The sequence below is a fragment of the Salipiger sp. ABF4_146 genome, from assembly GCF_056161345.1.
Genome location: NZ_JBSWYX010000001.1, coordinates 33862 through 46482, shown reverse-complemented (window position 1 = coordinate 46482; position 12621 = coordinate 33862). Strand labels below are relative to the sequence as shown.

Genomic DNA, 12621 nt, shown 5'->3' with positions numbered 1-12621 from the left:
CATGCGACGGCTCTTGGGGTTCGTGGCTCTGGCGGCGCTTGTCGCCGCCGGGGCCCTTTGGTTGATCAGCGCGCCCGAAACCTTGCCCGAGGCCGAGTTTGCCGGCGACACCCCCGGCGATCCGGCGCGTGGCGAAACGATCTTCACCGCCGCGGGCTGCGCCTCGTGCCACCACGCCCCCGAAAGCGAGGATAAGCTGGTGCTCGCGGGCGGGCAAAGTTTCGGCTCGGACTTCGGGACATTCATAGCGCCGAACATATCGCCCGACCCGGATCACGGCATTGGCGCATGGTCGCTGCACGATTTCGCCAACGCGCTGCTGCGCGGCGTCTCGCCCGAGGGGCAGCACTACTACCCCGCTTTCCCCTATGGCTCCTACATCCGGATGCAGCCCCAGGACGTGGTCGATCTTTGGAGCTACATCCAGACCTTGCCCGCGTCGCAGCAGCCAAGCCAGCCGCATGACGTGGGCTTTCCTTTCAATATCCGGCGTGGCCTCGGACTGTGGAAGCAGGTTTACCTCGATCCGGCTTGGGTGATGGCCGACGCTGACAGCGACGCGCTGCGCCGCGGGCGCTATCTGGTCGAGGCGCTTGCCCATTGCGGCGAATGCCACACCCCGCGCGACGGCCTTGGCGGACTGAAACGCGGCGCGTGGATGACCGGCGCGCCCGCGCCCACAGGCGACGGCACGATCCCGGCGCTGACGCCCGACGCGCTGACCTGGGATGCGTCCTCCATCGCCTATTACCTCGAGACCGGCTTCACCCCCGATTACGACAGCGCCGGGGGCCATATGGTCGAGGTGGTGGAAAATTTCGCCAAGCTGACGGCAGAGGACCGCGCGGCAGTGGCCGCCTATGTGAAGGCGCTGCCCGAGGGCGGGCGGATGGAGTGAGCCCTCCGGCGCGGCACCGTTTGGCGCGCGCCGATCTGTGCGTATTTGTGAAGAGAAGAAGCTGCGGGCGCTACGCCGGGATGAAGCGATAGCCATCCGCCGCCTTCTCTGCCCGGCCGATGCCGCCATGCGCAAGGTGAAAGCCGATCAGCAGCATCTGGTCCTGCGCCAGACGATCGATCAGCGCGCTGCGGGTCTGCGCGCCACGCTCCGGGTCTTGATCCGAGTTGGCCTGCCAGCCCGGACGGGCGAAGGCCACGTGATCATTGCCGATGGCATCGCCGATCACCATGCCCGCCTCGCTGCCGGAGCGCAGCTCAAAGCTCATGTGGCCCGGCGTGTGGCCCGGGGTCAGCACGGCGGCGATCCCGGGCAGGATCTCCGCGCCGTCGGCGAAGGTCTCCACACGGTCTGCGATCACCTCCATCCGGCGCCGGGCGCCCACCGCGAAGGCCTGCCGCTCGGTGCCGATGGTGTTTGCCGTCTTGGGGTCCCACCAGTAGTCCCATTCCGCCGCGCCCATGAAATAGCGCGCTTGCGGGAACACCAGCTCGTCAAAATCGTCGAGCAGACCCCAGAGGTGATCGGGATGGCCATGGGTGAAGACCACCGCGGTGATCTCTTCGGGCGCCACCCCCGCCGCCTCGAGATTGTCCAGAAGCGTGCCGGCGCTGTCCATGAAAGCCGGCCCCGACCCGACGTCGAATAGCACCGTCTGCGTCTCGTCCTGCCACAGCGTCACATTGCATTCGGGCGTCACGCGGGCCCGATCGATGTGATGCGCCGCGAGGATCTGCGCCAGCTCGGCCTCGGGCATGCCAGCAAACAGAAACGCACCCGGCAACACGAGATTGCCATCGCTCACCGTGGTCAGGCGGCCCGCCCCGATGGCGGTTTCGGCGACGAGCCGATGCGGCAGCAAGGGCGCGAGGCAGGCGGCGGCACCGCCGCGCAGCAGTTGCCGGCGCGACAGCGCGCCGTGCTGCCGACGGGGCAGCGACAAGGGGCGGTCTGGTGAGCGGAACATGTGGTCTCCTCCAATTCACATATTCGCATCCTATGATTCGAAGTGCCGCGCGTGAAGAGCAGACTTCCCTTCGGCCCAATGGCACGGCGCCCGTAACTTCTTCTCTTCAAAAATACGCATGTCGCAGCGCCCGCAACACCTCGCCGCGCTGGAGGGGCCTCCCCCGCTCACTCAGCCGGGGCAAATCCCAATATGAGCTGCCGCAGGCCCAGGGCCGCACCGGCAAAGATCGACAGTAGCGCCACCGGCGCGCTGAAGGTCAGCAGCGAAAACGCGCTCAAACCCTGCCCGACGCTGCAGCCCGCGGCCAGCACCGCGCCGGGCCCCATCAACGCCGCACCGAGGATCTGCCGCTTCAACTCGCGCGGGTCCTCGCAGGCCTCCCAGCGAAAGTGCCCCTTGCGCCACGAGCCAAGGAAGGCGCCCAGCAGAACGCCGGTGACCGACCCGACGGCAAAGCCGGGCGCGGCGGCCGAGGCGGTCATCAGCCACAGCAAGCTCTCGCCCAAGGGCCGGGCGAAGGAATGGCTTTCGACGGCCAGCGCGCCGAAGCTCTCCGTGGCGGCCCATTGCGTGCCGAGCCAGCCCGAGACGACGGCAAGTCCGACCACCGCCCCCCACGCGCAGAACCGGGGCGCCCGGAGCATCCCTCCACCGCTGAGCGACAGAGCGATGAGACCAAGACCAACAAGACCGCCGGTCAGCAGCGGCGCGCCGGTCAGTTGGAACAGCGCCTGCGGGCCCTCTGCCGGGGCTTCGGGAAAGACCGTCACCCGCAGCAGCGCCAGAGGCCCGGAGATTGTGATATAGGCGGTAAGCCCCATGACCACGACGATCACCAGCGAGCGCAGGTCTCCGCCGCCGAGACGGGCCAGCGCGCCGTAGCCACAGTTGCCCGACAGCGCCATGCCATAGCCGAAGATCAGCCCGCCCAGCACGGTGGCGGGCAGCGACCACTGGCGCGAGAGATAGAAGGTCTGATCGGGGTCGATCCAGCCCGCGGCGAGCGCCGCATGGGCGCTCAGGATGGCCGTGCCGATGGCCACGCCCCACATGCGCAGGCGCCGGGTATCCGAGGAATAGAGCGCGTCCTCGATCGCGCCGAGGGTGCAGAACCGCCCAAGCCGGGCCGCAAGCCCGAGGACGATGCCCCCCGACAGTCCAGCAAGCGCCGCGACCGCGGCGCCGTCACCAAAGTCCAACATGCCGTCCGCCGCTCCCTTCCGACCGACGGCAGGCGCCCCCGGTCACTCCTCTCGACAGAACAGGTCGTATATGACCTCCATGATCTTCTTCGGCCGATCGTCCGTCAAGGAGTAGTAGATCGTCTTGCCCTCGCGGCGCGGCGTGACCAGCCCTTCGAGCCGCAGCCGCGAAAGTTGCTGCGACACCGCCGACTGGCGCGCCGCGAGCAGGTCTTCGAGCTCGGTCACCGACTTTTCGCCGGAGGCGAGATGGCACAGGATCATCATCCGGCCGCCATGGCTCATCGCCTTGAGAAGGTTGGAGGCCTCTTCGGCCTTTTCCATGATCCGGTCCATTTCCGGTTCGGTCATGCCGTCCTCGAAAACCGGGAGGCGGGCTGCATTCGACATCGGCGTCATCCGTCTATCGTCGGGGAGGATGGGAGGTCCTCTAGGAGGCGGGCCAACAGGGCCCAGAAAAAGTCTTCACCAGGATAGCCTTCGATTCGCCCGGTTTCCATCCCGTCGTGCAGCAATACGAAGGTCGGCGTGAAGACCACCGGACGGTCGAGCGCAACGTCATCCGGGATCGCGCCCGTGTCGACCCGGCGCAGCGGCGCTTGCCGCGCCTCGGGCGTCTTGGGGTAGATCGGACCGATCTGCGCCTCCCACGCCTCGCAATAGGCGCAGCCGTCCTGCCGCACCATCATCAGCAGCGTCTCGGCCGAGACCCGCAGGGGCAGCAGCAAAAGAGAGAGGATTACGAGATACCGCATCGAAACCTTTCCAGCATGATTGACCAAGAGCATATCACATACGTAACGTTATATGCGAATATGTACTTTGGGAGGCATGCCGCCAGATGTTCGATGTGACTTTTCTGGGCGCTTTTGCGGCGGGGCTGCTGTCTTTTCTGTCGCCCTGCATCCTGCCAATGGTGCCTTTTTACCTGTCCTACCTCGCCGGACAGGGCGTGCATGTGGTGGCCGAGACCGGCACCGTGCCCGACGGGCTCCGGCGCCGAGCGATCACCGGCGCGCTGCTTTTCGCGCTGGGAGTGATCACCGTATTCGTCGGGCTTGGTGCGACAGCGACGCTCTTTGGCCAGTTGGTGCGCGAGTGGTTCGGCGTGCTGCGCTGGCTCGCGGCGGGGGTCATCATTCTGATGGGCCTGCATTTTCTGGGCATTCTCAAGATCGGTTTTCTGTACCGGCAGGTGCGGGCGGACGCGCAGAACGCCACCGGGCTTGTCGGGGCCTATGTGATCGGGCTGGCCTTTGCCTTCGGCTGGACGCCCTGCGTCGGCCCGGTGCTGGCGGCGATCCTGTTCACCGCCGCCGGGCAGGACACCGCCCAGCATGGCGCTCTGCTGCTGTTCACCTATGGCGCCGGGATGACCCTGCCCTTCGTACTGGCCGCCGCCTTCATCGGGCCGTTTCTGCGCTTCATGGCGCGCTTCCGCCGCCACCTTGGCCGCGTCGAAAAGGCGATGGGCCTGCTGCTGATCCTGTTCGGCGTGCTGATCGCCACCGACAGCCTGAACCTGATCGCCGCATGGATGATCGAATATGTCCCTTGGTTCACCCGCATCGGCTGACAGTCCGACGCCGGGACCACATCGGAAGGAGGAGACCGATGAGACCACCCCGCCCCATAACCGCTGCCGTAGCCGCTGGCGTGTGCGCAGCCCTGCTTGCCTGCGGACTTGCCCTGCCCGCCCACGCCGCCGAGCTCGGCGATGACGGGCTGCACAAGGCGCCTTGGATGCATGACACCTTCAAGGACCTGTCCGACGATCTTGCTGAGGCCAATGCCGAGGGCAAACGGCTGATGATTCTGGTCGAGCAGCGCGGCTGCATCTACTGCACCAAGATGCACGCCGAGGTGTTTCCGCAGCCGAACATCGCGCAGATGCTGAGCGAGGATTACTTCGTCGTGCAGATCAACATGTTCGGCGATATCGAGGTGACCGATTTTGATGGCACCGCCCTGCCCGAGAAGGACATGGTGCGACGCTGGAACCTGCTGTTCACTCCAACGCTGATGTTCCTGCCCGAGCAGGTCGGCGACGCCCCGGCACATGAGGCCGCGGTGGCGACCCTGCCCGGCGCCTTCTCTGCCGGAACCACCGGAGATCTGCTCACTTGGGTGCTGGAAAAAGGCTATGATGGTGACGAGCCCTTCCAGAAGTACCACGCCCGGATGATCAATGAGCGGCGGCCGCAAGCCTCTGATTAGGCGCGAGAACTCCGCTAAACATCACGGCCAAGAGTTTGAATTTTCTGCATTGCGGCGCGCTCGGTTAAGAGGCGGATGAGTCACATCTTAAAATTCACGCCTATGAATTTGTTGTTGCGTATGGCCGCCGGTGTGCCGTAGCATTCAATTTATGGAAGGGGAGGAAACATGAGAACCACGGTCGCACTCGCGTCCGTCATCGGGATCGTTGCGACTGCCGCTCTGGCAGATCCCACAGCCCCCGGTGACGTGAGTTTCACAGACTACGGCGAAATCGAAAGCTCGCTGACCGGCACCCCCGGAGACCCGGAAAACGGGGCTGTGGTGATGACCACGCGGTCGAAGGGCAATTGCGTCGCCTGCCACGAGATCACCGCGCTCAAGGACGCGCCGTTCCACGGCGAGGTCGGCCCGATGCTCGACGGTGTTGGCGGGTACCGCTCTGCGGCGGAACTGCGCGGCATCGTGGCGAACGCGAAGATGATGTTCGAGGGCACTGTGATGCCCGCATTCTACAAAAGCAGCGGCTTCATCCGGCCCGGCGACGGCTACACCGGCAAGGCCGCCGAAGGCGACCTGCCCCCGATCCTCTCCGCACAGGAGATCGAGGACGTGGTGGCCTTTCTGATGACCCTGCAGGACAGCTGAGAGAGGAGACAGCATGGACCTGACACGACGAGACACACTGGGCCTTGTCCTTGGCGCGATGGCGCTGGGGATCATGCCCTACCGCGCCAACGCCTCGGTTGACGACATGATCGCCGAGTTCACCGGCGGCGCCGAAACCGCAGGCAGCGGCATCGATCTGACCGCGCCCGAGATCGCCGAGAACGGCAATACCGTGCCGATCACCGTCGATGCCCCCGGCGCGTCCGAGATCCTCGTGCTGGCGGCGGGCAACCCGACGCCCGCCGTCGCCACCTTCGCCTTTGGCCCGCTGGCGGCCTCGCGCATGGCCTCCACCCGTATCCGGCTGGCCGGCACGCAGGAGGTGATCGCCATCGCGAAGATGGAGGACGGAAGCTTTGCCCGCGCCGCCAAGACCGTGAAGGTCACCATCGGCGGCTGCGGCGGATAAGGAGGAGCAACACACATGGCATCCGGAGTCAGACCCCGCGTCAAAGTCCCGAAGACCGCCGCGGCGGGCGAGGCGATCATCATCAAGACGCTGATCAGCCACCCGATGGAAAGCGGCCAGCGCAAGGACAGCGACGGCAACACCATCCCGCGCTCGATCATCAATCGCTTCACCTGCGATTTCAACGGCGAGACCGTCATCGACGTGACGCTGGAACCGGCGATCTCGACCAACCCGTACTTTGAATTCGAGGCCACGGTGCCCGAGGCGGGCGAGTTCACCTTCACATGGCACGACGACGACGGCTCGACCTACACCGAGACCAAGGCGATCGCCATCGAATGACCCGCGCCGGGCGGCCCGAGGAGGAGCCGGAGCCGCCCGATGCCCTGCCTGTCCCCGCGGGGACAGGCCAACTTGAGGGAGGAGACACGATGTTACGCAAGGCGACCGCGCTGACCGCGCTCGCCCTGCTGGCCGCACCGCTGGTGGTGCAGGCCGGCGGGCCCGATGACGACACGCTTGTCATCAACGGCGAGATCGAGATCACCACCAAGGCCCCCGCCCCCGAGTTTCTCTCGGACGCGATGGACGAGGTGATGTCGGGTTGGCATTTCCGGTCTGACGAGACGCAGGCGCTCGAGATGGACGATTTCGACAACCCCGGCATGATCTTCGTCGACAATGCGCGCGAGCAATGGGCGACGGTCGAAGGCAGTGAAGGCAACAGTTGCGCCTCGTGCCACGGCGAGCCCGAAGAGATGGCCGGCGTCAAGGCCAGCTACCCCAAGTGGAACGACGAGACGGAAGAGGTGCGCACCCTGCAGATGCAGGTCAACGGCTGCCGCACCGAGCGCATGGGCGCCGAGCCTTGGAAGTACGACAGCGGCAAGGCGATCGAGATGGAGGCGCTGCTTGCGTCGGTCTCGCGCGGCATGCCGGTCGACGTGGCCATCGACGGCCTGGCCGAGTCCGCGTGGGAGCTTGGCAAGGAGCTGTACTACACCCGCACCGGCCAGCTTGAGCTGAGCTGCGCGTCCTGCCACGAGCAGAACTACGGCAATTACATCCGCGCCGATCACCTGAGCCAAGGCCAGATCAACGGCTTCCCGACCTACCGGCTGAAGAACGCCAAGCTCAATGGGGTGCACTCTCGGTTCAAGGGCTGCGTGCGCGACACCCGCGCGGAAACCTATGCCCCCGGCAGCCCCGAGTTCGTCGCGCTCGAGCTTTACGTCGCCTCGCGCGGCAACGGCCTGTCGGTCGAAGGCCCGTCGGTCCGCAACTGATCCCCGCCCCGCGCGACAGGGTCGTGCGGGGTTTCTCGCCTCTAATAAATTCACGCATTCAAATGCGTAAAGGAAAGCCCGATGATCTCCAGACGCGACTTCCTTCAGGTCTCCATGGCGGCGGCGGCGGCTTATGGCGGCTCCGGCTTTGGCAACTGGGCGCGGCTCGCGGCGCAGCAGCAGTTGACGCAGGACGACCTTCTGGCCATGCCCGCCTTCGGGAATGTCTCGCTGATCCATATCACCGACATTCACGCACAGCTCAAACCGATCTACTTCCGCGAGCCGTCGGTCAACATCGGTGTCGGTCCGAACCGCGGCGAGGTGCCCCATCTCACCGGAGCCGACTTCCGCAAGATGTACGGCATCGATGACGGCTCGCCCTCGCATTACGCGCTGTCCTCTGGCGACTTCTCGGCGCTGGCGCAGGCCTATGGCCGTGTCGGCGGCATGGACCGGGTGGCCACCGTGGTGAAACAGATCCGCTCCGAACGGCCCGACGCGCTGCTGCTGGACGGCGGCGACACATGGCACGGCAGCTACACCTGCTATCAGACCGCCGGGCAGGATTGCGTCAACGTGATGAACCTGCTTGAGCCCGACGCGATGACCTTCCACTGGGAGTTCACCTTGGGCTCGGACCGGGTGCGCGAGATCGTCGAGGGGCTGCCCTTCGCCGCGCTTGGCCAGAACATCTTTGACGCCGAATGGGACGAGCCCGCCGAGCTGTTCCAGCCCTACAAGATCTTCGAGCGCGGCGGCGTGAAGATCGCCGTGATCGGTCAGGCCTTCCCCTACATGCCGATTGCCAACCCTTCGTGGATGTTCCCCGAGTATTCCTTCGGCATCCGCGACGCGCGCATGCAGGAGATGGTCGACGAGGTGCGCGCGGGCGGCGCCGAACTGGTGGTGGTGCTGAGCCACAACGGTTTCGACGTCGACAAGAAGATGGCCGAGACCGTCACCGGCATCGACGTGCTGCTGTCGGGACACACTCACGACGCGCTGCCCGAGCCGGTGCTGGTGGGCGAGACGATCATCATCGCCTCCGGCTCCAACGGCAAGTTCGTCAGCCGCGTCGATCTTGATGTGCGCGACGGGCGGATGATGGGCTTTCGGCACAAGCTGATCCCGATCTTCTCGGATGTGATCGCCCCCGACCCCGAGATGACCGCGCTGATCGACGCCCAGCGCGCGCCCTATGCCGATCAGCTTTCCGAGGTGATCGGCCACACCGACACGACGCTCTACCGCCGCGGCAATTTCAACGGCACCTGGGACGACCTGATCTGCGACGCGCTACTCGCCCAGCGCGACGCGCAGATCGCCATGTCGCCCGGCGTACGCTGGGGCCCGTCGCTGGTGGCGGGCGATCCGATCACCCGCGAAGACATCTGGAACGTCACCTCGATGACCTACCCCGAGGCCTACCGCTCGGAGATGACCGGCGAGTTCCTGAAGATCGTTCTGGAGGACGTGGCCGACAACATCTTCAACCCCGATCCTTACTACCAGCAGGGCGGCGACATGGTCCGCGTCGGCGGGCTTGGCTATCGCATCGATGTCACCGCCCCGGTCGGCGAGCGCATTTCGGAGATGACTCTGCTGAAGACCGGCGAGGCGATCGACCCGGCAAAATCCTACGTCGTCGCGGGCTGGGCCAGCGTCAACGAGGGCACCGAGGGCCCGCCGATCTGGGACGTGGTGGAAAGCCATATCCGCAGCCTCGGGCGCGTCACGCTCGACGAGAACCATTCTGTTGACGTGGTGGGCGCCTGATGGCGACGCGAGAGACTTCAAGGAGGAGAGAATGAGCGAACCCAAAGCTTCGCGCCGTGCCTTTCTGCAAGGGGCCGCCACCGTGGCAGTCACCGCAGGGGCGGCGCGCGCCGCCGATGGCCCCGACCCGCTGATCACCGACGTGCAGCCTTGGGCGCAGGGCTTTGGCGACGGCGTCGATGCCACGCCCTATGGGCTGCCGATCCGCTTCGAGGAGGATGTGGTGCGTCGCAACGTGCCGTGGCTCACCGCCGATCCGATAAGCTCGATCAACTTCACGCCGATCCATGCGCTCGATGGCACGATCACCCCGCAGGGCTGCGCCTTCGAGCGGCACCACTCGGGCGCGATCGAACTGCGCAAGCAGGACTACCGGCTGATGATCAACGGTCTGGTCGATACGCCGCTGGTCTTCACCTATGAGGATCTCGAGCGTTTCCCGCGTGAGAACCACGTGTATTTCTGCGAATGCGCCGCGAACACCGGCATGGAATGGGCGGGCGCTCAGCTTAATGGCGCGCAGTTCACCCATGGCATGATTCACAACATGGAATACACCGGCGTGCCGTTGCGCACCCTGCTGCAAGAGGCCGGTCTGCCCGCAACCACCGACAAATGGGTCTATGTCGAGGGCGCCGATGCCTCCTCCAACGGCCGCTCGATCCCCATGGAGAAGGCGCTCGACGACGTGCTTGTCGCCTTCAAGGCCAACGGTGAGGCGCTGCGCAAGGAGCATGGCTATCCCGTGCGCCTTGTGGTGCCCGGCTGGGAAGGCAACATGTGGGTGAAATGGCTGCGCCGCATCGAGGTGATGGACGGCCCCGTGGAAAGCCGCGAGGAAACCTCGAAGTACACTGACACGCTGGCCGATGGCACCTCGCGCAAGTGGACGTGGGTGATGGATGCTAAATCGGTCATCACCTCCCCCAGCCCTCAGGCACCGATCAAGCACGACCATGGCCCCTTAGTGATCACCGGGCTTGCGTGGTCCGGGCACGGCAGGATCACCCGCGTCGACGTCTCTACCGATGGCGGCAAGAGCTGGCAGACCGCGCGGCTCGCCCGCGAGGGACAGAACAAGGCGCTTACCCGCTTCTACCTTGATACGGAGTGGAGCGGCGAGGAGATGTTCCTGCAATCGCGCGCCATGGACGAGACCGGCTATGTGCAGCCCACAAAGACCCAACTGCGCGAAGTCCGGGGCGAGAACTCCGTCTACCACAACAACTGCATTCAGACTTGGTGGGTGAAACCCACGGGGGAGGCCGAGAATGTCGAAGTCTCTTAAGCTCTACGGCGGCGTGTCGGTGGGCATTGCGCTGGTTCTGACCACCGCCGTGAACATGGCCGACCGCTTCGTCGCCGAGATGCCCGACACCCCGCGTCAGATGATCCCGGTGGCCAAGGCGCCCGACGCTTCGGGCACGATTGTCGCCGCCGCCCATGCGGACGAGGCGCCGGTGCAGGGCAAGCTGGGCATCGGTCGCCCTGCGCTGCCCGAAGAGATTGCCGCATGGGATCTCGATGTCTCGCCCGATGGCACCGGCCTGCCGCCGGGCAGCGGTTCTGTCGAGGATGGCGAGATGCTGTTTTCCGACAACTGCGCCTCCTGCCACGGCGAGTTTGCCGAAGGAGCGGGCAACTGGCCGAAGCTGGCGGGCGGCGAGGATACGCTCGCCAACAAGGACCCGGTGAAGACCGTGGGCAGCTACTGGCCATATCTGTCGACGGTCTGGGACTATGTGCACCGCTCTATGCCCTTCGGCAACGCACAGTCGCTGTCCCCCGACGAGGTCTATGCGATCACCGCCTACATGCTCTACTCCAACTACATCGTCGAAGATGACTTCGTGCTCTCGGACGAGAACTTCTCTCAGGTGGTTCTGCCCAACGCCGATGGCTTTATCGTCGATGACCGGGCCGAAACCGAATACCCGGAGTGGCGGACCGAACCTTGCATGTCGGGCTGCAAAGAAACCGTCGAGATCACCATGAAAGCCACGGTGCTCGACGTGACCCCCGACAAGGGAGAGGACGAAGAGGCCTCGGCCAGCGATGCCAGCGCGCCGGCCGAGGCCGCGGAGCAGGTCGAGATGGCCGCTGCGGACACCTCTGCCGAGGCTGAGGCCGCGGTACAGATGCCCGATCCCAGCGCCGCAGAGCCCGATCCCGCTGCCGCCGGGCCCGATCCGGAACTGGTGGCCGCAGGCGAGAAGGTCTTCCGCAAGTGCCAAGCCTGTCACGCGGTCGGTGAGGACGCCAAGAACAAGTCCGGCCCGGTGCTCAACGGCGTCGTCGGCGCCACCGTCGGTCATGTGGACGGGTTTCGCTACTCAAAGACGTTCGATGCCGCGCATGCGGCGGGCGAGACTTGGACGCACGACAAGCTGACCGAGTTTCTTATCAAGCCACGCGACGCGATGAAGGGCACGAAGATGTCCTTCGCCGGGCTGCGCAAGCAAGACGAGATCGACGCGGTCATCGCCTACCTGTCGACCTTCGACCAATAAGCCAGAGCCGGCCCGTGCAGTGCGCGGGCCGGCATCCCCAGCATCCATGGATGCGCTCGGACAGCCCCGGTCGAGAGCCCAGAGCACAAAGCCATGGTATGCTGACCCACAACTGCCGCGTCTCCGCAAAGCGGACCAGAGAATGGCGGCAGGTCGATGAAGAGGAGGAGACCATGCTGAAACCCCTTGCCCTACTCGCCGCGAGCGCCCTGCCCCTGCTGCTCCCCCTGCCCGCGCTGGCGCAGGAGATCGTCACCCACGACTTCAACGGCAGCTTTGAGGATGCAACCTTCGCGCTCGAGAATGCCATCATCGACGAAGGTCTGGTGGTCGACCACGTCAGCCACGTCGGCGATATGCTGGCACGCACCGCCGAGGACGTCGGCTCTGACGTGCAACTCTTCGACGGCGCCGACGTGTACCTGTTTTGTTCCGCAACCACCTCGCGCGAGGTGATGGAGGCCGACCCGGCGAACATCGCCTTCTGCCCCTATGCGATCTACGCCGCCGCGCGCGAGGGCGTCACCATCATCGGCTACCGCAGCTACGCGCGCGACAGCATGACGCCGGTCAACGATCTGCTCGAACGCATCGCCACCACGGCCACGGAGTTCTGAG

15 protein-coding genes are annotated in these 12621 nt (G+C 65.5%); 11 read left to right on the top strand and 4 right to left on the bottom strand.

Going from position 1 to position 12621, the window contains the following annotated elements:
- Nucleotide 1 precedes the first annotated feature (1 nt).
- A complete protein-coding gene (locus ACXAJT_RS00240) occupies nt 2-898 on the top strand; it encodes a c-type cytochrome (protein ID WP_475231715.1) in 897 nt (298 codons plus the stop codon).
- A gap of 70 nt (nt 899-968) precedes the next feature.
- Here the strand turns inward: ACXAJT_RS00240 and ACXAJT_RS00235 are convergent, their stop codons facing one another.
- From ACXAJT_RS00235 to ACXAJT_RS00220, 4 genes are all read right to left on the bottom strand, one after another.
- Complete coding sequence (locus ACXAJT_RS00235) at nt 969-1925, bottom strand: MBL fold metallo-hydrolase (RefSeq protein ID WP_475231713.1); 957 nt, start codon at nt 1923-1925, stop codon at nt 969-971.
- Between the two features lie 167 nt (nt 1926-2092).
- Nucleotides 2093-3130, bottom strand: a complete 1038-nt coding sequence (locus ACXAJT_RS00230; protein WP_475231710.1) for a YeeE/YedE family protein — start codon at nt 3128-3130, stop codon at nt 2093-2095.
- A 42-nt stretch (nt 3131-3172) separates the two neighbouring features.
- Entirely contained in the window at nt 3173-3520 is a 348-nt protein-coding gene (locus ACXAJT_RS00225) for an ArsR/SmtB family transcription factor (protein ID WP_475231707.1), read from the bottom strand.
- A 5-nt stretch (nt 3521-3525) separates the two neighbouring features.
- Nucleotides 3526-3885 carry a hypothetical protein gene (locus tag ACXAJT_RS00220; protein ID WP_475231704.1) on the bottom strand — a complete coding sequence of 120 codons (360 nt, stop codon included), beginning with the start codon at nt 3883-3885 and terminating at the stop codon, nt 3526-3528.
- Between the two features lie 86 nt (nt 3886-3971).
- On the opposite strand from ACXAJT_RS00220, the gene ACXAJT_RS00215 reads away from it, so the two are divergent.
- The 10 genes from ACXAJT_RS00215 (at nt 3972) to ACXAJT_RS00170 (ending at nt 12620) form a co-directional block, all read left to right on the top strand.
- Nucleotides 3972-4706, top strand: a complete 735-nt coding sequence (locus tag ACXAJT_RS00215) for a cytochrome c biogenesis CcdA family protein (protein ID WP_475231700.1) — start codon at nt 3972-3974, stop codon at nt 4704-4706.
- A 38-nt stretch (nt 4707-4744) separates the two neighbouring features.
- Nucleotides 4745-5347, top strand: coding sequence for a thioredoxin family protein (locus tag ACXAJT_RS00210; protein ID WP_475231698.1), 603 nt, complete (start codon nt 4745-4747; stop codon nt 5345-5347).
- A 168-nt stretch (nt 5348-5515) separates the two neighbouring features.
- Complete coding sequence (gene soxX, locus ACXAJT_RS00205) at nt 5516-5995, top strand: sulfur oxidation c-type cytochrome SoxX (RefSeq protein ID WP_475231694.1); 480 nt, start codon at nt 5516-5518, stop codon at nt 5993-5995.
- A gap of 13 nt (nt 5996-6008) precedes the next feature.
- Nucleotides 6009-6425, top strand: coding sequence for a thiosulfate oxidation carrier protein SoxY (gene soxY, locus ACXAJT_RS00200; protein WP_475231692.1), 417 nt, complete (start codon nt 6009-6011; stop codon nt 6423-6425).
- A 15-nt stretch (nt 6426-6440) separates the two neighbouring features.
- Nucleotides 6441-6770: a thiosulfate oxidation carrier complex protein SoxZ gene (gene soxZ / locus ACXAJT_RS00195; protein WP_475231690.1), complete on the top strand. Its 330-nt coding sequence runs from the start codon at nt 6441-6443 to the stop codon at nt 6768-6770.
- A gap of 89 nt (nt 6771-6859) precedes the next feature.
- Nucleotides 6860-7714: a sulfur oxidation c-type cytochrome SoxA gene (gene soxA / locus ACXAJT_RS00190; RefSeq protein WP_475231687.1), complete on the top strand. Its 855-nt coding sequence runs from the start codon at nt 6860-6862 to the stop codon at nt 7712-7714.
- 81 nt (nt 7715-7795) lie between these two features.
- Nucleotides 7796-9493 carry a thiosulfohydrolase SoxB gene (gene soxB, locus ACXAJT_RS00185; RefSeq protein WP_475231684.1) on the top strand — a complete coding sequence of 566 codons (1698 nt, stop codon included), beginning with the start codon at nt 7796-7798 and terminating at the stop codon, nt 9491-9493.
- 31 nt (nt 9494-9524) lie between these two features.
- Complete coding sequence (gene soxC, locus ACXAJT_RS00180; RefSeq protein WP_475231682.1) at nt 9525-10781, top strand: sulfite dehydrogenase; 1257 nt, start codon at nt 9525-9527, stop codon at nt 10779-10781.
- Nucleotides 10765-12003 (top strand): c-type cytochrome, encoded by a 1239-nt coding sequence (locus ACXAJT_RS00175; RefSeq protein WP_475231679.1) that lies wholly within the window; start codon nt 10765-10767, stop codon nt 12001-12003. The genes soxC and ACXAJT_RS00175 overlap by 17 nt, the downstream gene beginning before the upstream one ends.
- 173 nt (nt 12004-12176) lie before the next feature.
- On the top strand, nt 12177-12620 hold the full coding sequence (locus ACXAJT_RS00170) for a DUF302 domain-containing protein (protein ID WP_475231677.1): 444 nt from the start codon (nt 12177-12179) through the stop codon (nt 12618-12620).
- Nucleotide 12621: the final 1 nt, after the last annotated feature.

Excerpts from the sequence above, each read along its gene's own strand:
- ACXAJT_RS00240 (WP_475231715.1), top strand. The coding sequence starts at position 2 with ATGCGACGGCTCTTGGGGTTCGTGGCTCTGGCGGCGCTTGTCGCCGCC.
- ACXAJT_RS00235 (WP_475231713.1), bottom strand. The coding sequence starts at position 1,925 with ATGTTCCGCTCACCAGACCGCCCCTTGTCGCTGCCCCGTCGGCAGCAC.
- ACXAJT_RS00230 (WP_475231710.1), bottom strand. The coding sequence starts at position 3,130 with ATGTTGGACTTTGGTGACGGCGCCGCGGTCGCGGCGCTTGCTGGACTG.
- ACXAJT_RS00225 (WP_475231707.1), bottom strand. The coding sequence starts at position 3,520 with ATGTCGAATGCAGCCCGCCTCCCGGTTTTCGAGGACGGCATGACCGAA.
- ACXAJT_RS00220 (WP_475231704.1), bottom strand. The coding sequence starts at position 3,885 with ATGCGGTATCTCGTAATCCTCTCTCTTTTGCTGCTGCCCCTGCGGGTC.
- ACXAJT_RS00215 (WP_475231700.1), top strand. The coding sequence starts at position 3,972 with ATGTTCGATGTGACTTTTCTGGGCGCTTTTGCGGCGGGGCTGCTGTCT.
- ACXAJT_RS00210 (WP_475231698.1), top strand. The coding sequence starts at position 4,745 with ATGAGACCACCCCGCCCCATAACCGCTGCCGTAGCCGCTGGCGTGTGC.
- soxX (WP_475231694.1), top strand. The coding sequence starts at position 5,516 with ATGAGAACCACGGTCGCACTCGCGTCCGTCATCGGGATCGTTGCGACT.
- soxY (WP_475231692.1), top strand. The coding sequence starts at position 6,009 with ATGGACCTGACACGACGAGACACACTGGGCCTTGTCCTTGGCGCGATG.
- soxZ (WP_475231690.1), top strand. The coding sequence starts at position 6,441 with ATGGCATCCGGAGTCAGACCCCGCGTCAAAGTCCCGAAGACCGCCGCG.
- soxA (WP_475231687.1), top strand. The coding sequence starts at position 6,860 with ATGTTACGCAAGGCGACCGCGCTGACCGCGCTCGCCCTGCTGGCCGCA.
- soxB (WP_475231684.1), top strand. The coding sequence starts at position 7,796 with ATGATCTCCAGACGCGACTTCCTTCAGGTCTCCATGGCGGCGGCGGCG.
- soxC (WP_475231682.1), top strand. The coding sequence starts at position 9,525 with ATGAGCGAACCCAAAGCTTCGCGCCGTGCCTTTCTGCAAGGGGCCGCC.
- ACXAJT_RS00175 (WP_475231679.1), top strand. The coding sequence starts at position 10,765 with ATGTCGAAGTCTCTTAAGCTCTACGGCGGCGTGTCGGTGGGCATTGCG.
- ACXAJT_RS00170 (WP_475231677.1), top strand. The coding sequence starts at position 12,177 with ATGCTGAAACCCCTTGCCCTACTCGCCGCGAGCGCCCTGCCCCTGCTG.